The organism is Thiomicrorhabdus sp. ZW0627 (assembly GCF_029767005.1).
GTDB lineage: Bacteria > Pseudomonadota > Gammaproteobacteria > Thiomicrospirales > Thiomicrospiraceae > Thiomicrorhabdus.
Window position 1 is genome coordinate 606,496 of sequence record NZ_JARUQR010000001.1, and the last position, 24,627, is coordinate 631,122.

A 24,627-nucleotide genomic window follows, 5' to 3' on the forward strand; every position below is an offset into this window, starting at 1 on the left:
GTCTTATCATGGGCGTTTTAACCGAAACAATCAAGCCTGCTGTCACCTCCGGTATCGCCGTTTAGATTAATCCAGATAAGCATTCGGCTAAGCACCTAACACGGAATTTAAAAACTGTGATACGCTTCGAATAAATCAAGAACTTAATTGGAAACCGTCCTTTGAATGCAAATCCGCTGAAATGGTTCAGTCACTTAAGAACGCGTTATATCCTGCATCGACACCCGATACCGCACGATGTCTGGCATTCGCTGATGAGTCATGCTCTATTCAAAGGATTGAGTGCGGTCGAAAAAGCCCATCTCCGGGAATTGAGCACCCTGTTTCTTTATCATAAAAATTTCATCGCGACCCAAGAGTTCAGGCTTTCGCAAGAGATGTTGGTCAGCATCGCCGCCCAAGCGTGTTTGCCTATCTTGAATCTGGGACTGAATTGCTATGACGGCTGGCGGGACATCATCATCTATCCTGTGGCGTTCAAGGTGAACCGAAACATCACCGATTCAATCGGCCTGGTCTCACACGAGGAACAGTTTCTGGGTGGTGAAGCCTGGTCGAAAGGTCCGGTCATCCTATCTTGGGAAATGATCTACTCCAACCTTAGAACGCCGCATTCCGGACACAATGTCGTAATACACGAATTCGCACATAAACTCGACATGCTCAATGGCACGACCAACGGCATGCCGCCACTGCATCCCAAAATGGTCAGGGAAGATTGGACACAAGCTTTCAGCGACGCATTCGAACACCTGCAACAGCAGATCGAACGAGGTCATCGCCCAGACATCAATGCGTATGCGGCCACCTCACCGGCTGAATTCTTCGCCGTATGCAGTGAATACTTCTTTACAGCACCGGAAAATCTCAACCACCACTTCCCGAAGGTATACGAACAGTTAACAGAGTACTACCGGCAGGATCCCAAAACCCGAAAAGTATGAAAGAGCAACAAGTGAAGTTGCACAGAAACGAAATGAAAGTGAAGAACCTCCTAACCGACGGTTAGGAGGCATGACATTGAACGATGGTTATTCCACCAAATAATCCATCAAAATAATGTAAAGCTTCTCCAGAACCTTAATATTTTCCAGAGTGACTTCACGGTCACAATCCGGATGCGACAATGCATCCTGATTAAGTTGCCACAAACGTTTGCAGGTATGTAATGTCACCCGCAACTCATAAGGAGACGGATTCCCCGTTTCCGCCCAGTCTCCGGGCATCATATCCACTTCTTTCGATTGAAATTGGCACACTTTACCACCCGAATGGTGTGCCTCTCTCTGACCGAACTCTTTGATTTCCCCCGATTGAGATAAAATCTTAGGCTGTAAACTTGATACTGTCGCCATAGCCTCCCTCCTTAAACAAATTAAGCAGACTTAAAAAAACAATACAAAAAGTTAAAGACCTTACCTCACGAACCGCTTAATAACCCAGCGAATCACTGGGAATTAAACGGCTCGATTTAACAATACACTACTTATACACAAAATTCTACACCAGTTATCCAAATTTTATTTTTCGCATCAGAAGCAGGCAAGACATAACCCCAATTAAAAACATAAAACCTGCTTAAAACGCTATAATCCACCCATCAGAAGCTTGAGGAAAATATAATGGGAATTCAATGGTATCCGGGGCATATGCACAAAGCCCAAAAAGAAGTTCGTGAAATCTTTAACCAGGTTGACGTCTTCATCGAAGTGCTGGATGCCCGCATTCCGTTCAGCAGCCAAAATCCGCTGATTGAAGAAATTCGTAAAGATAAGCCCACCATTAAAATCCTTAACAAAACCGATTTGGCCGACCCGCAAAAGACCCAGGCCTGGCAGGAATACCTTGAGCGCGAAAAAAGCGTGCAAACCCTGGCGTTCAACGCACAACAATCCGATAAACGCGAACAGGTACTGAGCCTGATCAAAAAAATGGCACCCGAAAAAGCCAATACGGTCAAAACCATTCATGCACTGATTATCGGGATTCCCAACGTTGGTAAATCCACCCTGATCAACAGCATCACCGGACGCACCATTGCCAAAACCGGGAACGAGCCGGCGGTCACCAAAAACCAACAACGCATCAAATTGGAAGACAACATCACCCTGATCGATACGCCGGGTATGCTTTGGCCTAACATCGAAAACGAAAACAGCGGATACCGCCTGGCGATCACAGGTGGAATAAAGGAAACCGCTTTCGAACTGCCGGACATTGCCTCCTACGCTGCCGAATATCTGATGCAGGCCTATCCGGAACAGCTTAAATCACGTTTTGAACTGGATGAATTGCCGCACAGTGACATCGAATTTCTGGAAGAGATCGGGCGCAAACGTGGCTGTCTGCGCTCCGGAGGCATGGTCGATCTGGACAAGATTTCACGCATCCTGATCATGGAGTACCGTGACTTCAAACTCGGAGGAATCACACTGGAAACGCCCGAGATGATGGAAGAAGAACTCAAACAGGTTGAGATCCAGCGACAGAAGAAAGAAGAGAAAAAGAAAGCCCGCGAAGAAGAGAAGAAAGCCCGCCGCGCACGCCGAAAACGCAATTCTTAACCCCCCCCCCCTAACGATTTCATCGCCCGTACACAAGCTACGGGTGATTGAATCAAACCGCCTTTTTAGGTTCAATCACCATTCTATTCCTACCCACAATCTGAACAGGCCTGTTCGGAATTCAGACCCCATTTTTTGATTCAAATCAAAAAAAGTAATATTGATTACACTTATTCTAGACCGGGTTTTTATCTGCGTGTATGATTGATATCAGACATTTATCATTGCAAAGGATCGCACCATGTCCGACTCGCCGAATGACAATGATTTAAAAAATCATATCCTCAAAACCTCGCCAAAAAGTTCGCATCTGAAACGCTGGTTGCTGATTCTTGTTGTCATCTCCGTACTTGGCGCAGCCGCATGGTATTACCTGCAAATTCAATCCAGCAGTAACGGCGGTTACCGCTATGAAATGGAACAGACTTTTCAGGGCAATCTGACCGTAAAAGTCACGGCAACTGGAACCCTGCAGCCGCTTGACGCCGTTGACATGAGTTCGGAAACATCGGGAACCGTCAAGGAAGTGATGGTGGAAGAAAACGATCTGGTGAAAGCCGGACAAGTGTTGCTGAAACTCGACACCACCACATTGGAAGCACAAGTGAAGCAGGCTCAGGCTAACGTCGAAGTCTCCAAAGCGCAGGTAAAACAGGCGCAAATCGGGCTATCCGAAGCCAAAACCACCTTTCAGCGAAAAGAGAAACTACTTCCGAGTAAATTCGTTTCAGAAGAGGAACTGAATACAGCCAGATCAGCCTACCTGAAAGCCGAAGCGGATCTGGAGTCGAGTAAAGCACAATTACTGCAAATGAAAGCGACTCTGGCATTGCAACAAGACAAACTCCGTAAAGCCACCATCCATTCACCGTTTGACGGCGTAGTCCTGTCACGCGAAATCGATCCCGGGCAAACTGTGGCAGCCTCGTTACAGGCACCAGTGCTGTTCACCTTAGCAAGAAACCTGACGCAAATGGAACTGCTGCTTGATATCGACGAAGCCGATGTGGGTACGGTCAAGTCAGGACAGAAAGCCACCTTTACCGTAGACGCTTATCCCGAAGAGACTTTTTCGGCCACCATCACAAAAGTACACCTAGCCTCGCAAACTGTGGACGGCGTCGTCACCTATCAGGCGCGTTTGAGCGTCGATAATCCGGATGGCAAACTAAGACCGGGCATGACCTCGACAGCGGATATAACCATCGCCAGTGTCGAAAACGCCATATTGGTTCCTAACACAGCCTTGCGTTTTGAACCGCCAGCCTCAAATACTCAAGCGACAAAAAGCGTTCTCAGCCAACTGATTCCTCGACCACCGCGTGCAGTTAAAAAGAAAAAAGCCAACAACACCACGCCTCATGTCTGGATACTGGAAAACAATCAACCCGTCATGGTTGACGTCAGCACTGGCATGACCGACGGCGTGAACACGCAGATTATCAGCGGGTTGAAATTGAACCAAGCTGTCATCGTCGATACCGTCAACGAGAAAAAATGATGGCCACGCCACTGATCGAACTCCGCCAGATCGTCAAAACCTACGGAACCGGTTTGGCTCAGTCCACCGTTCTTAAGGGCATTGACCTAAGTATTCAGCCCGGTGAATTTATTGCCATCATGGGACATTCCGGCTCCGGAAAATCGACTGCTCTCAATATCCTGGGCTGCCTGGACACACCCACTTCCGGTCAATATCTGTTTGACGGCATACAGGTTGAAGAGATGACAACGCAACAACGCGCCCTGCTACGTCGCTACTATCTTGGATTTGTCTTCCAAGGTTTTAATCTGCTCAACCGCACCTCGGCACTGGAAAATGTGGAGCTACCGCTTATCTATCGTGGAATGTCTGCTAAAGAACGTCATGAACTGGCGATGCATGCTCTGACCACCGTCGGTTTGGAAAACTATGTCGACCACACCCCCGGCGAGCTCTCAGGCGGACAGCAACAGCGCGTGGCCATTGCCCGCGCGATTGTCACCCAACCCAAAGTCCTGCTGGCCGATGAACCGACAGGGAACCTGGACACCGCCCGTTCAATCGAAATTATGGAAATCCTTGCGGAACTCAATCAAAAGCAAGGCATTACCATCATCATGGTTACCCATGAAGAAGACATGGCGGAATATGCCCACCGCCGAGTCCTGTTCAAAGACGGTTGCATCGTCTCGAAAGAGGAGGCGGAAGCATGATCTGGAACGCTTTGGTCCTTGCCATCCGTGAAATACGCCGCAACCTGATGCGCTCTTTTCTGACCGTACTCGGTATCGTCATCGGGGTAGCGTCGGTCATCACCATGGTGACACTGGGAAGCGGTGCGACCTTGCAGGTAACCCAAGATGTCGCAAGCCTGGGTTCAAACCTTCTGAGCGTACGCCCCGGCCAAAGAATAAGCATGGGGGTAAGATCCGCCTCACCATCATTTAAACTGGACGACGCGCTTGCCATTGAACGGGATATTCGTGGTGTCAAAGCTGCCGCCCCCATATCGAGTTCTGCCGTGACAGCGGTTTACGGCAATGAAAACTGGTCGACAACCGTGCACGGAACCACACTAGAATACTTCACCGTCCGCGAATGGAATACCGAATTCGGACGGGTCTTTACCGATGCCGAGGTGCGTTCAGGCCGTGCTTTGTGCGTTATCGGAACCACCGTACAGAAAGAGCTGTTCGGTGATTTGAATCCGGTTGGCAACAAAATCCGTTTCAACAAAATGGCCTGTCAGGTGATCGGTGTACTGGAATCAAAAGGCCAGAGTTCTTTCGGCTCGGATCAGGATGACTTGATCCTGATGCCGTTGAAAACGTTTCAACGCCGAATCAGCGGGAATAGCGACGTCGGTCGTATTCAAGTCGCAATCCAGGAAGGTCTGAACACCGCTGAATACAAAACCAAAATCGAACGTTTGCTACGTGAACGCCGCCACCTTTCGCCCAATGAAGACAATAACTTCTCGGTCACCGACATGAAGGAAATCGCCAGCATGCTGAGTAACATCACCAAAGTCATGACGATGTTACTCGGTGCGGTTGCTGCGGTCAGTCTACTGGTCGGCGGCATCGGAATCATGAACATTATGCTGGTATCGGTTACCGAACGAACCCGTGAAATCGGTATCCGATTGGCGATTGGCGCATTGGAAAAAGAAGTGCTGCTGCAATTTCTGGTCGAATCGATTGTACTCTCCTCATTCGGAGGCCTGTTTGGAATCCTGCTGGCGGTCATCGCTTCTTACATCTTCTCAGTCGTCATGTCGATCCCACTGGTGTTCAATCCGTTGGTAATCCTTATGGCCTTTGCGTTCTCTGCGTTGATCGGTGTCATCTTCGGATATTTTCCGGCCCGCAAAGCCGCCCGGCTTGATCCAATCGTCGCCTTACGCCACGAATAAGGGAGTTCATTCACTATTCAAAATGGGTGAAGATTAAGTATACTGAACGCAGCCTTTTCAAACGACGAAACGACAGGAAAGTAATATGGCTACCGACAATACCTCAGCTCACCCACCCCTCTCGGAACTGGAACAGTCCGCCAAGAACGTGGCTTTGGTGGTCTATGTACTGCAAGCATTCAGTTTCGTGACCGTCGTCACTTACCTGATCGGATTGATCATCAATTACGTCAAACGGGATGACGTCGCAAACACATGGATTGCCACACATTTCCGCTGGCAGATTCGAACGTTCTGGTTCAGCTTGCTTTGGGGCTTGATCGGTCTGGCAACCGCCCCTATTTTCATCGGCTACGTCATCCTCATGGCAAACGCAATCTGGATTATCTATCGAATCGTTCGCGGTTGGTTGGCCTTGAACGACAACCAAAGTCTCTATCAGGAATAAAAGCAGATCCCCGATTAATTATTGATTTAAAACAACAAACACTTAATAACCTTGCATAAAATATGCTATTTAATTGACAAATCTCCAGACGATTTTTAAGCTTAAATTTCATTCCCTGCTCCCCTTACGGATTACAAGGAGGTGTGATGCAACTTCCCATTCCCAACCGAACCATCGCCGGAAAAGAACTGGCAGAAGATCTGCAAAACTATCAAGGACGTGACGATCTGATCGTACTTGCTCTCCCACGTGGCGGCGTACCCGTCGCTTATGAAATCGCAAAGTATCTGAATGCGCCTTTAGACCTGATGCTGGTAAGAAAACTGGGAAGTCCCGGCTTTCCAGAATTGGCGATGGGCGCGATAGCCAGTGGCGGAATCAAAGTCCTCAACACACAAGTGATTAGGGCTTATGCCATCAGCGACGATGCCATCAAAGAAGTGGAACAGAAAGAGCGCGAAGAGTTGAAACGACGGGAAAAAGCTTATCGTGGAGACCACCCCCACCCTGAACTGTCAGGCAAAACGGTCATTCTGGTAGATGACGGCCTGGCAACCGGATCGACCATGCATGCCGCAATCGACGCCGTGCTCCAACAGAACCCAAAATCGATTGTCGTCGCCGTCCCGGTTGCTCCACCGGATACCGTCTATGCCTTACGCAATAAGGTAGACGAAGTGATCTGCCCGATTCAGCCGGAACCTTTCTCCTCCATCGGCCAGTGGTATAACGATTTTTCCCAGGTAAGCGACGAAGAAGTCACTGAACAGCTCTCTCAGGCCTGGCAAGAATGATAAGACTAAGGAACACGATTATGGATACGCCACAAACAATTGTCATCGACGCCGCCAATGTCAAGCTCGAAGGCATCTTAACCGTTCCGCAAAACGCCACCGGTCTGGTTGTATTCGTCCATGGCAGCGGTAGCAGCCGTTTCAGCCCACGTAATCACTATGTTGCCAACCTATTGAATCAGACAGGCCTGGCAACGCTTCAATTCGACCTACTGACTGCCGAGGAAAACCAGGTGGATGAAATCACCCGTGAATACCGGTTCGATATCGACCTGTTAAGCCAAAGAACGATTGCCACCGTCGATTGGTTGAGCGAACACCCTGAATTAGGTAAATTGTCGATCGGTCTGTTTGGTGCCAGCACCGGTGCGGCCGCCGCATTGAATGCAGCCAAGGCCCGACCCAATGAAGTTGAATGCGTGGTTTCCCGAGGCGGCCGCCCGGATCTGGCGATGGAGTCTTTACCCGAGGTGCTGGCTCCGACCTTGTTGATTGTCGGCAGTTACGATCATGAAGTTATGCAACTCAACCTGCTTGCTCAAAGCGCTATGCAGGCGAAGTGTGAATTGAAGACGGTGGAAGGCGCGACCCACTTGTTCGAAGAACCCGGGACGCTGCAACAGGCCGCGACTGCGGCCAGAGATTGGTTTGACACCTATTTGTAATCGTTTGTTTGTAACAAACCCAACAGGCCTGTCGAAAACAAACTACTCTTCGTCCAGATATTCTCCGGCAATCTGCAACGCTTCCTGTGCGCTTAAACCTTGGTGCATGAAATCGTAAGCGATCTGCTGCTCTTCAGTTAGAAAACGTTTTTCAAAATCGGCAACCATGGTTTTCCAAGCCTGCTTATCTTCTTCCTCATTCGGGGTGTGCGCCAACAACTTGGCCAGCATGCCAAGCGCCATAGTGGTTTCACTCATCTTACGATAGGCCAGCGTGAATTCTCTAAATTGTCCGTTCAATTCGGCCTTCAAAGCAGTTTCCTGTACTTTTTCCAAACTGTCTTTCATCTGCTTCAAGAGTTTTTCACCCAACAGACGTCCGGTATCCAACTGGGAAACCGCCAGATTCAGAGCCATGCCCGCTTCCTGATAATCAGACTGGTCTGTCGACAATAAGGATCCATCTTCCACGAAATCAAATTCGGAAACTTCGCTGACAGCCAAAGAGACTAAAGCATCTTCTTCATCAATGATGACCAGGCGATGATGCGCCAACAACTGAGAACTGGTAACGTGTGTGATATGGCAACCACAGATATACCGCCCTTCTGCAGCTCGAATGTGAATCACTTCCACACCCTCCAAGCGGTACACCTCTTCGTTATCCAGGTTTTTCACCCTCAAACTCAGTAACTGCTTTGGATAGAACAGATCTACTTCATCGACCCAAAAACTCAAACCGGTCAGGTTGACGTCGAAGCCATCAAAAGGCTCGGAAAACCCGACATCGTCATAATCAGTGACAATAAAATGACGTGAAAAACGGGAAGATTGACGTTGTTCGATATCTGGTTGCATCACGACACTGACTCCTAGTTAGGTTTTAGGCTTGAATCCCAAGGCCAGACATTCCGCTTCAGGCAACCAACCAAGGCAACTGCGGACCTTCAATGACTGATAATTCCGAACGATCGGCATCACGGTGAGAATACCCCAAAGAATCTGATACCAGTGCCACCCGATGGCCGAAGGCTGTGTGGCCCACCATAAATTATTCACGCCAAAATGCTTAGTTTTGAACACCAGATGAATGGCCAAACGCCAGTATTTCATCCCATATTGAATGCGGGTCGATAACATGGTTACGTCTCTTGGTTGATTATTGATTCTTGGCCGCCATATTGAGCAGCCGGTTTCATCACTGCCGATTACTTGGTTTCCAGTTCGATCAGCGGGTTATTCTCTTTATACACGGTCGTTCCCATAGGAGCGTGAATTTTCACAACCTTAGCGGAAAACGGCGCTTTGATTTTAAAATATGGCCCCCATGACTGGGCCATTTTCAATTCTGCCTGTGCTTTATCCACATTGGCCTTTGCCACGTCGTGTTGTAACTGTGCGGCATCCAGGGTACGTTTTGCGGTCACGGTACGGTCAAACAGGTCCAAAGCTTGATCCAATTCAATCTTAGCATCTTCATACTGCGCTTTCTTAACCGCCAACTCGGCTTTCAGATACGCCAGTTTCGCTTTGTAGCGGTTCTGATCAATCTCCAACAGAACGGTTCCGGCTTTGACTTCCTGACCTTCTTCTACATTCACTTTAGTGACCTGACCACTGACCAAAGCACCAATGGTCACATTCTCGGCAAAAGCATTCGTTGATGTCAACGCCATCAGACCGCTGAAAATAACGGTACCGAATAGAGAATGAATCGAGTTACGACAGAACGATAATTTCATGATTGGTTTCCTTGCATTGGCTCGGAAGAGGAATCTTCTTGTTTTCTTGAAGGCTGAACGTCCGCCTTAGCGGAAAACATCTCTTTGCCCATTAAATAGTCCAGTTTGGCCCATAGCAGCGCCTGCTTGAACTTCCAGGCCACTTGCTGGTAGTTCGCTTCAGAAAGACGTACCATAGAGTCACCCAGGTCGGTTGCAGTTTCGTTTTCGTATAAGGCGCGACTGTAATCCAAATACAAATCCGCATAATCGCCAAACGCCTGATTCTGTTTCTTTTCAGCCTGAAGCATCTTCAGCTGGAAATAAAGGTCGGCCACTTCATCGCGTAACTGTTGTTCAAGCAGTCTCATTTTGGCCTGTATGGCTTGCATGTCGGCCTTGGCTTCGCTCACCTTGGCGGAAGTCAAACCACCATCGTACAAAGGCACGTCCACAGTCAAACCGATGTTCCAATTACCCTCTCGAATCTCCGGATAACTGGACAGTTTTCCGGCCCATGCATCAAAACTGATATTTGGCTTATTACCGGCCTGCTGACTTTGTAACTGAAATTGTGCCGCCTGCAACTGCTGCTTCAAAGCATTTAACTGAGTATTCTGTTCCAATACCTGTTGCTGCAGGCTGTCCAACTGTAAGTCTTTATCATTGCGTTTGGCGTAATTCTCAAGCTTTGGAAAACTCAATTCATCAGGACGCGCTTTCGGTTGCCCCAGCATATTAGCCAGTGCGATTCGGGTTTTCAGCTGGTTCATCTCAGAACGCTGACGTTTGACCAGAATCTTTTGATAATCGTTTTCAATCTGAAGGTAATCGACATCCGAAATACGTTTAAGTTCCAGACGGTCTTTCGCTTTGTCCAAAGCCACATAGGCAACGGCCATGCCTTCATTATCAATCCGGTACTGAAAGTCCGCCAACAACACATTGAAATAACCCTGCATCAACTGAAGTTTGAATTGCTGTTCCGTATCGCCGTAAAGGGTATTTTCGGCATCACGACTTGCAGCCAAGGCATCTAATTTATGTTGGTTTCTGTCGAAATCGTAAATCGTCTGTTTAGCATGCAAGGCAGCCAGATGGTAATCTTCGGTCTTCTCGGCATAATCACGCCAAGCCAGTCGCCCTACGATATCCAACTGCAAGCCGTCCTGGGCATCTTGCGATTCCATCTGCGACTGCAATTTGTTCATTTTCGCCTGCTGAAGACTCAACTGAGGAAGTTCTGCCAACGGCGCTGACAACACATAATCCAACGTCAACGGGTTCGGCAATTCGGCCTGTGCAGTGCTGCTCACCGCTAACGCCAGTGCCACACCGAGTCGGCGCAGTCCAGTTTTTACGGGTCGGACGGACAATCCGGATAAAGTTCGCTTAGTCACGATCTGCTCGCTTCATTTCACGTTTGTACTTGGTAAAAGGCATCTCTTTGTACGCCCCATCAATCACGTAATTCGCCAACCACTTGAATTCTTCCTTGGTACGGGTCGGCCCGGTGTATTTCAAAATCGGCTTGCCGTCCAGGTCAAAAATCATCATCACCGGCGTGGCGCGGACACGGTATTTCTTTTCCGACATATGCTGTGCCGTTGAGACAGTCCCGTCAAAATCGGTCACTTCGTTACTGCCTTCGATATCAACCTGAAACGTTAGAAAGTTTTCTTTGTACAATTTGATCACGTCGGGTTCCGTCATTATCGTCGTCTTCATGCGGTGGCAGAACGGACACTCGTCCATTTCAAAAAACATGAAGATTCCCTTTTTACCGGCTTCCTTGGCAACTTCCAATTCTTCCTGATAATTTCCGAAAGACTCATCGAAAAAATTTCCGCCCTGTGCCCAACTCGGCGAACTCAAAGCCATAAAACAAAACGCCATACTGGTTAAGATCCATTTTTTCATTCCGATTTTCCTTTTAAACCGCAACCCTCAAAGGGCCTTTTGCATCTCTAAGATTTCAATTTGATTAAATTATTTATTCATCTTTGAGAAACGCTCGATAAACTCTTCAAGCATCTTCTGGTCGACCATCCCCGTTCTTGCAGCCACAACGGTGCCATCCGGTGCAACCATATAGGTAGTCGGCAAACCGTGCAATGGCCCTAACGGCGAAGTTTTCCCATCAATTTTCTGTTTAAAACGAACAACATCATAGTTAATCATCTGAGAGTCCGCGAACGCCTTGACCTTTTTCGGATCGTTATCTTCGTAATTCACACCGATGACAATGGCGTCTTTATCCTTATGCGCTTCATGGAACATGATCAGATCGGGAATCTCGACCAGACAAGGCGGACACCAGGTTGCCCACAAGTTCAGAATGACCCACTTACCTTTGTAATCAGACAATAGAGAGGCTTTGCCGTCCAGATCGACAAATTCGATCGGTTTGCTTGGAGGTTCGGCATAAGCCGAGGAAGCGATGCTTAACAGACAGGCCGTAGCGACGATGTGTAGATATTTTTTTAGATTGAAACGTTTCATACTTACTTCAAAAAACCGCGACTTCATTCAAAATCCTTTCATTTTTTGGTCGGCCCGGCGTTCCTACCAGGCCTGTTCAAAATTCTTCATTCGTTTTCCGGCTTTCCTTGGCCGGGTTTCCGTATGGATCACCTTATGAATGACCCAGAACCTTCTTCACAAACGGCAACGTCAAACGCCGTTTTTCAACCAAGGTCGCCTGCTCCAACATTTGCAACACTGCAAGCAATTCCTGAAGATCGTTCGAGAACTGTTTGATAAGGTAATTGCCGACTTCGACCGGTAACTCGAAACCAAGACGCTTGGCATGTCTCTGCAAGGCCATGATAATCTCGTCTTTTTCATTCAACGCCGAAAGTTTGATCGGCAGAACGTTCATTAACGCCTTGGTCAACTCCGGTGTCGCCAGAGACCAATCGACCACCGACTTCTCACCGGCCAGAATGACGTTATGACCCTGTACACTGGATTTAGTCAGCAGGTTGGCCAGAGCCAGTTCCCACTTGGCATTGCCAATAATATGCTCCATATCATCCAGGCAAACCAACGGCGTCCGTTCCAAACCGATCAATACATCGGGAATCAACGGCAGACTGGAATCGTTCATTGGTAGGTAAACACTGGCTTGACCTTTCTCGGTCACGTAACGACAGGCGGCTTGCAATAAGTGCGTCTTGCCGGCACCACTTTCCGCAAACAGATAAAAAGCATTGCCTTTAGGTTGCTTAAGAGCCGATTGCAGTGAATTCAAGGCAACCGCCAGGGATTCCTGTTCCGTCACGAAGGTTTCGAAACAAGCGTCGTCTCGCAAACCGATTTTAAGGGGCATCTGTACAAACACGTGTTATTGCCCCTCTCTCATATTCTCTTCAAATTCTTTAGACAAATCGATCAATTGCGTCTCCGGTCTCTGGGCCAAGCCCAACATTTTCATTTCCACTTTTCCAGTCAAGGCACTTTCATCGACCAGCTTGCTATTCTCGATTCGCTTGAAAATCTGCAGTACGTCATCATAACGCCCTTGATAAACGACTTCAAACTCGGCTCGACTGCCTTTTACCGCCTGTAAAGAAACCTGATGAATCGCAGGCTTTTGACTTTTCAGGAAATTTTCAACATCAATCAACTGCTCGGCGCTCGCCAACTGATCCATTCCCAAAACGGCGACCCCCATCATACTTGCACTTTGGCGGTATCCATAAGAATAACTGGCCATCATCCGGTCAAACATCGAATTCATTAAAGGCTGTACACGATTGCCATGATTGCTCCCGCTCAGATACTCTTCACCGTTCTGTCCGTATACCCGCCAGGTCAGTGAATAATCACGTTCAGGCTGTCCAGAAAGTTCAAACATCAGTAAATACTGGCTATCGAATTGCCCCAAACTCTGTTGAATTTGCTCGGCAGAAAGCTGTCCGGCCTGTGGCTGAAGCCAATCAGAAGTATAAGTAGGGAATTGCAAAGGCAGAGCAAGCAATTTTGGATAGCTACGGAATTCGATATCCGGACGGTAACTCAACGCTTCCGGATTAAGTTTCAGCACCGAACCAGCTTCTATAAACGACCCCATCACGAGTGTTGTCGGCCGCTCAGAACTCGGCCAGATCAAAATACTGTTACGTTGAAAGACTTCAAGCAGTCGCTGTCTGTCAAACTCCAACACCAAGTTCTGACCGACCACCACGCCTTCCTCTTTGCGAGGTGCAAAATGATAACTGCTTAGCCAAGCTTTGGCCTGATTAACGAAATCACGCCCGTCATCAGTCTGCAAAATTCCGCCATCACCAGTCAGGCGAACCAACAGATCTCGCATACCTTGATGGATCTTAGCGTTCAGATTTGGAGTTTCCACCACATTTCCGGCATCGTCGACTTCGGGATCGAACGATTCAACAATGGTGAATAGTTCCGACGCTCCGTTAGTTTCCTCTTGTGCTTGCACCGCACTTAAACCGCTAAATGCAAAGATTAAAACGATTAGAATAAAACTTCTCATATCTGACTCTTAAATTTTCGTTACAATATCATAATATTTTTTGTGTACTCAGTAGAGACTTTTATAGAGACTTTTACAAAGGCCCTTCCTCCTTTCGAAAAGCCTCTGTACTGGCTGACTGTGGCACTTTGCATTAACGAAGCCTTTTAATTGGAAATTAGAAAAACGCTATGACTTCAAACAACCAATCGATCAGCTATAAAGATGCCGGTGTCGACATCGATGCAGGAAATGCATTAGTCGATGCTATCAAACCCATTGCCAAAGCAACGGCACGCCCGGAAGTTTCCGCTTCTCTCGGCGGGTTTGGGGCCTTGTTCGAACTGCCAATGGACAAATATAAAAACCCGGTTTTGGTATCGGGTACCGATGGTGTCGGGACCAAGTTGCGTCTTGCAATTGACAGCGGCAAACACGATCAGGTCGGAATCGACTTGGTGGCAATGTGTGTCAATGATTTGATCGTACAGGGTGCGGAACCTTTGTTCTTCCTGGATTACTATGCCACAGGCCAGTTGGATGTAAACGTCGCTACGGACGTAGTCAAAGGCATCGGTGAAGGTTGTTTGCAGTCTGGCTGTGCGCTGATCGGTGGTGAAACCGCTGAAATGCCTGGCATGTATCCAAAAGGCGATTACGATCTAGCCGGTTTCTGCGTCGGAATCGTTGAAAAATCCGACCTAATCGACGGTACTAAGGTAAAAGCCGGTGACGTCATGCTTGGTTTAGCGTCAAGCGGCCCACACTCGAACGGTTACTCACTCATCCGCAAGATTATCGAAGTCTCCGGTGTCGACCTACAGCAAGACATCGACGGTCAGCCGCTAATCGACGCGTTGATGGCACCGACCAAGATTTATGTTAAATCCCTATTAGAACTAATGAAGTCGGTCGAGGTTCATGCCGTTTCACACATCACCGGTGGTGGCCTGCTGGAAAACCTACCTCGCGTCATGCCGGAAAACACCATGGCCAAAATCGACACCAATAGCTGGAACCGCCCTGCCGTTTTTGATTGGCTGGAAGACGCCGGTAACGTCGAATACGAAGAGATGCACCGCACATTCAACTGCGGTATCGGCTTGGTCATCGTCATCGACCAAAACGACCAGCAGAAAGCGATCGACCTATTGACACAAATGGGTGAAAGCGTTTCCGTCATCGGACAAATCGAAACGTCCGCACAAGCGGAACCAAGCGTCTCGCTATTTAAGGGATAATCACCCTAAAAGGTCGGCCAGTCCATCTTGCCGACCGACTATCAGGCCTCCTCTTCTCGACATACGTTCAATCCGGTGGCCTTTTACTCATGACCATTCAAACAAACCGACCCTATGAAACAACCATTGCGTATTGCCGTTCTTATCTCCGGAAGTGGTTCCAATCTTCAGGCGATTATCGAGCATCAAAAACACCATCCCAACCTTTATGAAATCGTTCTGGTGTTATCCAACAAGGCCGATGCCTACGGCCTGGTGCGTGCCGAAAACGCCGGTATCGAACACATCGCAATCGATCACCGCAATTTTCCCGACCGCGCTGCTTTCGATGCCGAACTCCAAAAAGAGATCGACGATAGAAACGTGGATCTGGTCGTCCTTGCCGGTTTCATGCGCATCCTTTCCAACGGATTTACCGAGCACTATCTGGGCAGGATGCTGAACATCCACCCGTCTCTGTTGCCGAAATACCCGGGATTGGACACGCACCAGAAAGCGATTGACGCAGGCGATGCCGAGCACGGATTAAGCGTCCACTTCGTTACCCCGGAACTGGACGGCGGCCCGATCATTTTGCAATCATCGGTCAACATTGAGGCAAAAGACGATGCCACAAGCCTGAGACACAAAATCCACCGTAATGAGCATTTAGCTTATCCGTTAGTAATTCAATGGTTTGCCGAAGGCAAGTTGAAATTTGAAAACGGCAAGGTCTGGTATAATCAGCAACCACTCGCCCAACCGTTAATACTGGAATCGATACAGGATGCGGAATCTCAACTGGGTTAAGATTGCGGTACGCTACGTTGCTTTCATTTAAGGGAGTCTTCGCAACATGTCCGATGAAATTTTTAGCCGTAAAACAGTCAATTCGGTTCATTCGAAACTGAAACACGCTCTATTTGGCGTATTAACAGGCCTGGTCATCTCGTTACCAATGAATGCCAGTGCAGCGGTCATCAAAGACTTCAAAGCCAGTTACGAAGTCGATGCCTTTGACATCAAACTCGGAACATCCCAACAGACCTTTCGCTGTGAGCAACAAAATTGCACACTGACGGCGACCGCTTCTCCCAGCGGAATCGCCAGCTGGTTCCTGCACGAGAAAACCGAAGAAATCATCCACCTGCAACAAACCGAAAGCGGTTTTGCTTGGCAAAGTTACCAGAAGATCACTCGCAGCACTTCCGAAAAGGGCAAGATACTCAAAACCGTTAATTTCGTGAAAACCGACTCAATGCCGGTTCGAGTGAATTATGTGGAAAAAGAGCGTTTCTGGCCGATACAGCCAAAACTCTACGACATGGTTTCCATTGCTTACGCCCTGCAATACGCAAAACTCAACAAACAACCTTTGAACGGATTCCATCTGCAAGACACCAATCTGCAGGAAGCGGTAGATATCTCTGATTCCAACCCAATCGAATCACTGGAACTGGCCGACCTTGAAACCACCGTTGATGCGGAACGATTTGAATTCGAAACCAGCAAAGCCAAAATAAAAGTCTGGCTATTACCGTCATATGACTACTTCCCGGGACGAATTGACGTTTATAATATCGAAAAAGATAAAACCATCACCCTTTTATTAGAAGAGCTTCCTGAAACACTATGAAACTAAGCGACCGCGACATTATCCAATACCTTAAAGTCGGCAAGATCAGCATTGAGCCGCAACCGTCTCAAGATAAGATAAAAGGCATCAGTGTCGATTTACGGTTGGATAACCGCTTTCGCGTTTTCAACGATCATACCGCCCCTTACATCGATCTAAGCGGACCGAAGGACGAGATGCAAAAGATCATGGACACGGTCATGGGCGAGGAAATCCTTATTCCGGAAGGCGAAGCTTTCTTCCTACACCCGGGCGAACTGGCTCTAGCGGCCACCGCTGAGTCCGTCACCATCCCCGACGACTTGGTCGGTTGGCTGGACGGCCGCTCAAGCCTTGCGCGACTGGGATTGATGGTACACGTCACTGCACACCGAATCGATCCGGGCTGGCACGGTCAGATTGTGCTGGAAATCTTCAACAGCGGAAAGTTACCACTGGCATTGCGTCCGGGAATGGATATCTGCGCCATCAACTTCGAAACCTTATCCAGTGCGGCAGTCAAACCTTATAACAAACGTGAAGATGCGAAATACCGCAATCAGAGCGGTCCGATCGCCAGCCGTATCAACCAGGATCAGAGAGACGAAGCGCAACTGGACCTTTTAGCGGATTAACTCCTTCTTTCATACCCTGTCTGCCGGCATCACCGGCAGACCAGTTTCCCCTGACACAAATCTAAGACTTCATCTATTTCCAACGTTGCATCGCTAATTTTTCACCCAGATTCAGCAAAAATAAGCACGCTTCTCTTTACATTTCTGTAAATTGGTCGATAATTCGTTCTATCTGAACACCACCCTTCAGTGGACAACACATCACTTCTCGAACACACTTGCTGTTCACATTTTTTAGCCTTCTTATAATAGGTAACTACTGATGAATATCGGCTTTATCATTGCAGACTGGGAAAAAATCGAACCGACCAAAAATTCGACCATCTTGATCATTCGCGAGTGTATGAAACGTGGTCATAACGTATTCATTCTCTACCCCAAGAACCTGACCGTACGCAATAACATCGCTTACGGCTATATCAAAAAGGTTGAGAAGATGGAGAAGATTCCCGATAACATCGTCCAATTCTATAAGAAAGTGTCGTTCAAACAGACCCTGACGCCTCTGCACGGGCTGGACAGTTTGATGATTCGCAAAGATCCGCCGATCGATCCAATCATGTTCAACTTCCTGGACGCGATCAAGGACGAATGCGTCATCCTCAACGACATCGACGGCGTACGCAAAGCCAATAACAAGTTGTACACCACGACGTTCAACGATCCGCATAACAACTTCCTGCCGATTACCTACGTTTCCAAAAACAAGGAATTTATCCGTCAGACGATCGATGAAATGCCTGGAGACAAAGTCATCTTGAAGCCGTTGGTCGGTTCAGGCGGACATGGTGTCATCGTTTTGGAGAAGAACGCGCAATCCAACATCAACTCGATTCTCGACTTCTACATCCACGGCCAGGGTGACGACAACTACATCATCATTCAGGAGTACATCGAGGGGGCCGAAGAAGGAGACGTCCGAGTCCTGATGCTGAACGGCAAATTCCTTGGGGCCTATAATCGCAAGCCGCCGGAAGGTGATGTCCGTGCCAACATACAGGTAGGCGGCACCGCCCACAAGTACAAGATGACCGACTCCCAGATGGCCGTATGCCGAAAAATCGGTCCTCGTCTAGCGGCCGACGGTCTATATTTCGTCGGTGTCGATATGATCGGTGACAAGATCCTTGAAGTGAACGTGTTGAATCCAGGCGGAATCAGCAACATCAACAGACTCGACAAGAAGAAGCTGCACATTCCGGTTGTGGACTTCATCGAAGAGAAAGTGCATGAAAAAGAAGAGAAACGCGCCGATCTGGAATACCTGATTAAACGTCTGAGTGATTTCAGACAGTCTGAACACTGATCCATTCACGAAACCGGGAATGCACCGAAACAAACACAGACATTCCCGGCACCCGCCGCAATTGATCCGAATCACGTTCAACCTTTGCGAGAATCCTGAAAAGAAACACGCATCCTGAACATTTGCAGCCCTGCTGCTTCCACACGCCTCAAACACAACACAAAGGAGAGGTTATGAATACGCTTTTTCGTACATTATTATTAGGTTGGTTTTTGACCTATTTGCCGCAAGCTCTTGCGGAAAACATGTCTTCACTGGACAATGCCCACATGCAGCAGATGGTTCATCAAATGAATAAGATGCAGCAATGCCTGCAGGAAATCGACGAAATCGAACTGCAAAAAAACCAAGCACATCTAAATCAAATTGAAAATGAACTGCGTGACTTATGTGGCGCAGGGAAACGCGAAGAAGCTCAGGAAAAAGCACTGGAATTCAGCAAAGAGATGCAGAACTCCAAAACTTTCACACGTATTCAAGCCTGTAGTAAAGAAATGCAACAGCAAGGTTTCATGCCAAAATTCCCGACCCTTGAGTTGGATGAACAAGGCAAGAGCACTGGACACATCTGTGACCAGCTGAAATAAGCTACTGAGGTGCTTTCCAGCCGATCGGAACCAAACAGGCCTGGTGGAAAGCATCCTTTCCGACCAGGCCTGTTGAAAACATACTTCCCTACTTTTCTATTCCTGCCCTGTTCGACATCTACTGCTTAGACTTCAAAAACAGTCCATAACCGGGATTATCTTGCTCATTGACATATCGGTAGCCAAGATTTTGTAAATAGGCTTCAAAGTCATCGCTTTGTTCCGGTGGCACCTGAACACCGACCAGAACACGACCATATGCCGCACCGTGGTTACGGTAATGGAACAGACTGATATTCCACTCTTCGCTCATTTGCGATAGGAACTGCAATAAAGCCCCAGGTCTTTCCGGAAACTCGAAACGGTACAGCAATTCATTCTTAACGCCGTTGGCATGCCCTCCGACCATAAAGCGCAGGTGTAGCTTCGCCATCTCGTTGTCAGTCATATCCTCGACCGCATAGCCTTTGGAAACCAGTTCGTTCAGAATCGCTTCCCGTTCAGGGCGGCCACCTTCGGTTCGCACTCCGGCAAACACTACGGCGCTCTTCGGATCGGAGTAACGGTAATTGAATTCAGTGATTGAACGACGTCCACCCAAAAGTTCACAGAACTGTTTGAAACTGCCCGGCTCTTCATTGATGGTAACGGCAAAAATCGCTTCACGCTTTTCACCCAATTCGGTACGTTCCGAAATATGACGCAAACGATCAAAGTTCATATTCGCACCACTGACGATCGCGGCCATTTCCAAGCCGGACACTTCGTACTTCTCGACAAACTTTTTCATACCCGCCAAAGCGACCGCACCCGCTGGTTCTGCAATGGCGCGTGTATCTTCAAAGATATCCTTGACTGCGGCACAGATCTCGTCGGTTTTCACCGTCACCATCTCGTCAACGCAGGTCTGCGCGATCCGGAAAGGAATCTCCCCCACCTGGGCGACAGCCACTCCGTCGGCGAATAGACCGACTTGATCCAGTACGACACGTTCACCAGCCTTAAGAGCTTCAGTCATACAAGCCGCATCTTCCGGCTCTACACCGATAATACGTGTCTTAGGAGAAACCTGTTTAATGACCGCCGCCACACCGGAGATCAAACCGCCACCACCAACCGCAACAAAGATCACATCAAACGGTTTACTGTGCTGACGCAGCATCTCAAGAGCGATCGTCCCCTGCCCGGCAATAACGTCCAGATCGTCATACGGATGAATGAAAGTCAGGCTCTCTTCTACCATCAACTGTTTGGCGTGTTTTGAGGCCTCGTCGTAAGTATCGCCGTGCAAGACAACATTCCCACCCAAGTTCTTCACTGCATTGACCTTGATTGGAGGTGTGGTTCTCGGCATGACAATAGTCGCCTTGATGCCCATTTTGGAAGCTGACAAGGCAACGCCTTGTGCATGGTTTCCAGCCGAAGCAGCAATCACCCCCGCCTGTTTCTGCTCATCAGACAGATTCACCATGCAGTTATAGGCGCCGCGCAATTTGAATGAGAACACCGGCTGCAAATCTTCGCGCTTTAACCAGACCTTATTCTGCAGACGTTTAGACAGTAACGGAGCCACTTCTAACGGAGTCTCCTCAGCAACGTCATAAACTGGAACGGTTAACACTCGGCGCAAAATTTCTTCTGGCATTCAATTTCCTTAGGCTCTTTGATAATAGAACTGCGATACAGGGTTTAAGCTATAAAACTGCGAGCCATTATAGCATTTATAAAAGACGATAAAGCCTATGAAAAAAATGCCTAAAAATTGATCGATGTCATGCAATCAAATATTTCTCAAGACTCCTGTAAAAAGCCTTAAGAATATCTCAACGATTGCATCAGTTCGGGTGAGTAAAATACCCCAAAAATTAACCAACTATTAACCTATTTAAAGGTCTGAACATGTTTTCAAGAAAAAAACTATCCATTGCAATTCTAAGCGCACTTTCCGCACCAACGGCGGTATTGGCAGCGGACATCTCTACGGTCGAAGTGGTCGAGAAAAAAGAAACTTCCCAACAGGAAACATACGGCACTGAAGAATTGACACACACTGGAAATACGGAAACAGGTCAGATCTTACGTCAACTTAATGGCGTCGACGCCATCCGCATGGGCGGACACGGATTGGACGTCCAGATCCGTGGTCAACAAAACACACAATTGAACGTTATTCTAGACGGTGCTGAAATTGCTGGTGGTTGTCCTAACCGTATGGATCCTCCAACCTCTTATGCCGAAGTCGGCAGTTACGACGACGTCACCGTTATTAAAGGGGTTCAATCGTTGCTTTATGGAGCAGGCGGAACCGGCGGAACCATCCTTTTCGAACGCAAAGCCCCGACTTTTGAAGAAGGTAAACCTTACCAGGGTGAAATCAGCGCGGCCACCGGTTCAAACGGCCTGACTCAGGACTTGAATGCCAAAGTTGCTGTCGGCAGCGACCAGCTATACATGGTTCTTCAAGGCTCGAAAAAGTCGGCGGACAACTATAAGGACGGTAATGGAGACGAAGTCCGTTCAAGCTATGAAAGTCAGCAGGGGCATCTGGATCTGGGATGGCGTCCGGATGAGAACAACGAATTCAAATTCTCCTATGAAAAGAGCCGCACAGACGATGCACTTTACCAAGGTGCAAGTATGGATGCCCCACTTTCCGATGCAGAAATCAAACGACTTAGCTATGAAGGCAAAAACCTGGCAAAAAACCTGCAAGGTTTGAAAATCGAAGCCTACCAGTCAAACGTCGAACACGTAATGAACAACTTTGAACTTCGTACTCCAATAGATGCGACTAAACTGATGGAAACCCCATCCAAAACCGAAACCACCGGTGGTAAAGTGACACTAACCAGCCAGTTGGGTCACACAAAATTGGATTACGGTGTCATCCTGAAATCCGAACAGAAAGTGGCTTCATTGTATAACCGTTACCCTGATCCGGATGCACTGTTGTTCAAGATGTGGCCGGACGTTTTAACAGAACAGAACAGCGTTTTCGCAGAAAGCACTTCTCTATTCCGCAACAACCAAAAAGTCATTCTCGGCTTACGTTACGACCAAGTCAAAGCCGAAGCACGTGACGTTAATATGATGGCGACCAACCTGTACACCAACGCCAACAGTGACTACTCCGGAAAAACATCGGTCGAAGAAGGAAACTTGAACGCACTGGCACGCTATGAGCGCGGTTATGACAACGGCGTTAACTGGTTTGCAGGCATCAGCCATACAACCCGTACCGCTGACGCAACCGAACGTTTCATGAATAAAGGCGGAGCCATGCCTTCCATGTGGTGGGTCGGAAACCCGGACTTGAACCCTGAAAAACACAATCAGATCGACATAGGAGTGAGCCGTAATACCAAAGCCTACGATGTCAGTGCAACGGCTTACTACGACCAAGTTGAAGACTATATTTTGAGAACCAAGAATGCAGCCGGCTCTGCGGTTTACATAAATAAAGACGCAACGATCTACGGATTGGAATTAGCGGCCACTTACTTCGTAAACCACGCTTTCAAAACAGGTTTCAATGCTGCATTGACCAAAGGTGACAACACCACGGATAATACCAACCTTGCAAGCATGACGCCGCTTTCCGGAAACGTCTTCGCAGAGTATTACACCAATAAACTTTATGCCGGTGGGCGTTTCAACTTTGCAACCGAACAGGACGAGGTTTATGACGTAATCAACGAAAAGACCACTCCAGCTTGGAGCACAGTGGACCTTTATGCAGGCTATAACGTGAATAAAACGTTTGCACTATCGGCCGGAGTTGATAACTTATTCGACCACGCTTACTACAACCACATTAACCGTGAAGATCCTGTCAGCGGGAATCTATACAAGGTTAATGAGCCCGGACGTAATGTTTGGGCAAAAGTCACTGCAAGATTTTAAGCAACTAGTGATATGATTATCGAAAACCGCCATGGAATCTCTTTCTATTGGCGGTTTTTTGATTTATATAAAGGACTTTGAAAATGAAAACCAAATACCTGATTTCCGTCATAGTTTTAGGAATCCTTCTAGGCATTGGGTCATTCTTCATTCCAAGTCATTCCAACTCGTCAACACCAGTCAAGTTGATTTCAAGCGATGCACCACACGGTGGTGATTTCACTCTCAATGCTGCAGACGGCAAACATTCATTAAGCGATTTCAAGAACAAACTGGTACTGATCTATTTCGGCTACACCTACTGCCCGGATATTTGCCCGACCAATCTTGGAAACCTATCCGTCGCTTACCGAAGACTGACAGCAGAGGAAAAAGCCAAAACCCAAATCCTGTTCATTTCAGTCGACCCGGAAAGAGACACGCCGAAACGCCTGAAGCAATATTCGGATTACTTTGAAGCAGGCATTATCGGTTTAACCTCCGACCCGGACACCATCGCTGAAGTCAGCCGACGTTACGGCGTGGTCTACGCCAAGGTGGACGACCCGAACAACGGCACAAACTATTCTGTCGACCACTCTGCTTTCACTTATGTGGTTGACCAACAAGGCCAACTTCGGGAACAACTGCCACACGCAACCAATCCTGACAATTTTGTGAAAACCATCCGGAAATACCTTGAAAAATAAACAATAACCACCATTTATTCTCAATATCGTCTCCGATTGCTTTGCAACTTGGGGCTTATAAACAAAGGAATTAATACATGTCTTTCCACACCTCCTATAAAACCAAACTGGCCACATTCATTTTGGGCGCAGCCGCGTCTTTCAGTTCATTCAGCGTTTATGCAGATCAAGCGGAACAGATTCAGGTCAGCGGAGCCTATGCCCGTGAAGTGCCTCCAGGCGCACCTGCAAGCGCCAGCTTCATGACACTGAGCAATCAGAGCGATCAGGACATCAAGCTGGTTGAAGCAGCTTCAAAAGCAGCGGAAATTGTGGAACTGCACACTCACAGTAACGATGACGGCGTCATGCGCATGCGCAAAATCGATAGCATCACCGTCCCAGCACACGGTGAAACCGTACTTCAACCAGGCGGTCTGCACATCATGCTGATCGAACCGGTAGAACCTCTAAAAATGGGAAATACCGTTAAAATGCAGTTGAAATTCGAAGACGGCAGCCAAAAAGCCATCTCCATGCCGGTTAAATCCTTGAAAGTGATGACTATGCCGATGCAGCATAATCATGGCGACATGCACTAAGTCCGGTTGTAAAAAACTGGA

Annotated in this window: 27 protein-coding genes; 17 read left to right on the plus strand and 10 right to left on the minus strand. The window is 48.0% G+C overall.

The features are described 5' to 3' along the window. The first annotated feature begins 161 nt into the window (after nt 1-161). A complete protein-coding gene (locus QCB45_RS02880; RefSeq protein ID WP_279419052.1) occupies nt 162-944 on the plus strand; it encodes a zinc-dependent peptidase in 783 nt (260 codons plus the stop codon). Nucleotides 945-1,031: 87 nt separating this feature from the next. On the opposite strand, the gene QCB45_RS02885 is transcribed toward QCB45_RS02880, so the two are convergent. Then, nucleotides 1,032-1,355, minus strand: a complete 324-nt coding sequence (locus QCB45_RS02885) for a hypothetical protein (protein WP_279419053.1) — start codon at nt 1,353-1,355, stop codon at nt 1,032-1,034. A 267-nt stretch (nt 1,356-1,622) separates the two neighbouring features. Between QCB45_RS02885 and ylqF the strand changes: the two genes are divergently transcribed. The 7 genes from ylqF to QCB45_RS02920 all read left to right on the plus strand — a co-directional run bounded on the left by ylqF (nt 1,623) and on the right by QCB45_RS02920 (nt 7,869). Continuing rightward, the gene (gene ylqF, locus QCB45_RS02890) at nt 1,623-2,564 is read left to right on the plus strand and encodes a ribosome biogenesis GTPase YlqF (protein ID WP_279419055.1); all 942 of its coding nucleotides are present in this window, start codon (nt 1,623-1,625) and stop codon (nt 2,562-2,564) included. A 241-nt stretch (nt 2,565-2,805) separates the two neighbouring features. Beyond that, a complete protein-coding gene (locus QCB45_RS02895) occupies nt 2,806-4,065 on the plus strand; it encodes an efflux RND transporter periplasmic adaptor subunit (protein WP_279419059.1) in 1,260 nt (419 codons plus the stop codon). Then, nucleotides 4,062-4,760 (plus strand): ABC transporter ATP-binding protein, encoded by a 699-nt coding sequence (locus tag QCB45_RS02900; RefSeq protein ID WP_279419063.1) that lies wholly within the window; start codon nt 4,062-4,064, stop codon nt 4,758-4,760. The genes QCB45_RS02895 and QCB45_RS02900 overlap by 4 nt, the downstream gene beginning before the upstream one ends. Then, nucleotides 4,757-5,962, plus strand: a complete 1,206-nt coding sequence (locus tag QCB45_RS02905; protein WP_279419064.1) for an ABC transporter permease — start codon at nt 4,757-4,759, stop codon at nt 5,960-5,962. Before QCB45_RS02900 ends, QCB45_RS02905 begins: the two co-directional genes overlap by 4 nt. Before the next feature lie 85 nt (nt 5,963-6,047). Beyond that, on the plus strand, nt 6,048-6,410 hold the full coding sequence (locus QCB45_RS02910; protein ID WP_279419065.1) for a hypothetical protein: 363 nt from the start codon (nt 6,048-6,050) through the stop codon (nt 6,408-6,410). A 146-nt stretch (nt 6,411-6,556) separates the two neighbouring features. Further along, complete coding sequence (locus QCB45_RS02915; protein ID WP_279419067.1) at nt 6,557-7,204, plus strand: phosphoribosyltransferase; 648 nt, start codon at nt 6,557-6,559, stop codon at nt 7,202-7,204. Between the two features lie 20 nt (nt 7,205-7,224). Beyond that, nucleotides 7,225-7,869 carry an alpha/beta family hydrolase gene (locus tag QCB45_RS02920; protein WP_279419068.1) on the plus strand — a complete coding sequence of 215 codons (645 nt, stop codon included), beginning with the start codon at nt 7,225-7,227 and terminating at the stop codon, nt 7,867-7,869. Between the two features lie 42 nt (nt 7,870-7,911). Here the strand turns inward: QCB45_RS02920 and QCB45_RS02925 are convergent, their stop codons facing one another. The 8 genes from QCB45_RS02925 to QCB45_RS02960 all read right to left on the minus strand — a co-directional run bounded on the left by QCB45_RS02925 (nt 7,912) and on the right by QCB45_RS02960 (nt 14,091). After that, nucleotides 7,912-8,727 carry a PilZ domain-containing protein gene (locus tag QCB45_RS02925; RefSeq protein ID WP_279420008.1) on the minus strand — a complete coding sequence of 272 codons (816 nt, stop codon included), beginning with the start codon at nt 8,725-8,727 and terminating at the stop codon, nt 7,912-7,914. A gap of 18 nt (nt 8,728-8,745) precedes the next feature. Further along, complete coding sequence (locus QCB45_RS02930) at nt 8,746-9,009, minus strand: hypothetical protein (RefSeq protein ID WP_279419070.1); 264 nt, start codon at nt 9,007-9,009, stop codon at nt 8,746-8,748. 68 nt (nt 9,010-9,077) lie between these two features. Further along, the gene (locus tag QCB45_RS02935; protein WP_279419071.1) at nt 9,078-9,611 is read right to left on the minus strand and encodes an efflux RND transporter periplasmic adaptor subunit; all 534 of its coding nucleotides are present in this window, start codon (nt 9,609-9,611) and stop codon (nt 9,078-9,080) included. Beyond that, the gene (locus QCB45_RS02940; RefSeq protein ID WP_279419073.1) at nt 9,608-10,990 is read right to left on the minus strand and encodes a TolC family protein; all 1,383 of its coding nucleotides are present in this window, start codon (nt 10,988-10,990) and stop codon (nt 9,608-9,610) included. Before QCB45_RS02940 ends, QCB45_RS02935 begins: the two co-directional genes overlap by 4 nt. Continuing rightward, complete coding sequence (locus tag QCB45_RS02945) at nt 10,983-11,510, minus strand: thioredoxin family protein (protein WP_279419075.1); 528 nt, start codon at nt 11,508-11,510, stop codon at nt 10,983-10,985. Before QCB45_RS02945 ends, QCB45_RS02940 begins: the two co-directional genes overlap by 8 nt. Before the next feature lie 69 nt (nt 11,511-11,579). Then, the gene (locus QCB45_RS02950) at nt 11,580-12,119 is read right to left on the minus strand and encodes a TlpA disulfide reductase family protein (protein ID WP_279419077.1); all 540 of its coding nucleotides are present in this window, start codon (nt 12,117-12,119) and stop codon (nt 11,580-11,582) included. Between the two features lie 106 nt (nt 12,120-12,225). Beyond that, nucleotides 12,226-12,933, minus strand: a complete 708-nt coding sequence (hda, locus tag QCB45_RS02955; protein WP_279419078.1) for a DnaA regulatory inactivator Hda — start codon at nt 12,931-12,933, stop codon at nt 12,226-12,228. A 3-nt stretch (nt 12,934-12,936) separates the two neighbouring features. After that, nucleotides 12,937-14,091: a DUF2066 domain-containing protein gene (locus QCB45_RS02960; RefSeq protein WP_279419080.1), complete on the minus strand. Its 1,155-nt coding sequence runs from the start codon at nt 14,089-14,091 to the stop codon at nt 12,937-12,939. Nucleotides 14,092-14,261: 170 nt separating this feature from the next. Between QCB45_RS02960 and purM the strand changes: the two genes are divergently transcribed. From purM to QCB45_RS02990, 6 genes are all read left to right on the plus strand, one after another. Further along, nucleotides 14,262-15,311: a phosphoribosylformylglycinamidine cyclo-ligase gene (gene purM, locus QCB45_RS02965; RefSeq protein WP_279419081.1), complete on the plus strand. Its 1,050-nt coding sequence runs from the start codon at nt 14,262-14,264 to the stop codon at nt 15,309-15,311. A gap of 114 nt (nt 15,312-15,425) precedes the next feature. Further along, nucleotides 15,426-16,100 (plus strand): phosphoribosylglycinamide formyltransferase, encoded by a 675-nt coding sequence (purN, locus tag QCB45_RS02970; RefSeq protein ID WP_279419082.1) that lies wholly within the window; start codon nt 15,426-15,428, stop codon nt 16,098-16,100. Nucleotides 16,101-16,146: 46 nt separating this feature from the next. Continuing rightward, nucleotides 16,147-16,926 carry a DUF3108 domain-containing protein gene (locus QCB45_RS02975; RefSeq protein WP_279419084.1) on the plus strand — a complete coding sequence of 260 codons (780 nt, stop codon included), beginning with the start codon at nt 16,147-16,149 and terminating at the stop codon, nt 16,924-16,926. Next, on the plus strand, nt 16,923-17,540 hold the full coding sequence (dcd, locus tag QCB45_RS02980; protein WP_279419086.1) for a dCTP deaminase: 618 nt from the start codon (nt 16,923-16,925) through the stop codon (nt 17,538-17,540). Before QCB45_RS02975 ends, dcd begins: the two co-directional genes overlap by 4 nt. A gap of 262 nt (nt 17,541-17,802) precedes the next feature. After that, nucleotides 17,803-18,846 carry a glutathione synthase gene (gshB, locus tag QCB45_RS02985; RefSeq protein WP_279419087.1) on the plus strand — a complete coding sequence of 348 codons (1,044 nt, stop codon included), beginning with the start codon at nt 17,803-17,805 and terminating at the stop codon, nt 18,844-18,846. A 173-nt stretch (nt 18,847-19,019) separates the two neighbouring features. After that, on the plus strand, nt 19,020-19,433 hold the full coding sequence (locus QCB45_RS02990; RefSeq protein ID WP_279419088.1) for a hypothetical protein: 414 nt from the start codon (nt 19,020-19,022) through the stop codon (nt 19,431-19,433). A 118-nt stretch (nt 19,434-19,551) separates the two neighbouring features. Here the strand turns inward: QCB45_RS02990 and ilvA are convergent, their stop codons facing one another. Continuing rightward, nucleotides 19,552-21,078, minus strand: coding sequence for a threonine ammonia-lyase, biosynthetic (gene ilvA, locus QCB45_RS02995; RefSeq protein ID WP_279419090.1), 1,527 nt, complete (start codon nt 21,076-21,078; stop codon nt 19,552-19,554). Between the two features lie 254 nt (nt 21,079-21,332). On the opposite strand from ilvA, the gene QCB45_RS03000 reads away from it, so the two are divergent. The 3 genes from QCB45_RS03000 to QCB45_RS03010 all read left to right on the plus strand — a co-directional run bounded on the left by QCB45_RS03000 (nt 21,333) and on the right by QCB45_RS03010 (nt 24,606). Further along, nucleotides 21,333-23,336: a TonB-dependent receptor gene (locus QCB45_RS03000; protein WP_279419091.1), complete on the plus strand. Its 2,004-nt coding sequence runs from the start codon at nt 21,333-21,335 to the stop codon at nt 23,334-23,336. Between the two features lie 83 nt (nt 23,337-23,419). After that, a complete protein-coding gene (locus QCB45_RS03005; protein WP_279419093.1) occupies nt 23,420-24,025 on the plus strand; it encodes an SCO family protein in 606 nt (201 codons plus the stop codon). 77 nt (nt 24,026-24,102) lie between these two features. Beyond that, on the plus strand, nt 24,103-24,606 hold the full coding sequence (locus QCB45_RS03010) for a copper chaperone PCu(A)C (protein ID WP_279419095.1): 504 nt from the start codon (nt 24,103-24,105) through the stop codon (nt 24,604-24,606). Nucleotides 24,607-24,627 lie beyond the last annotated feature (21 nt).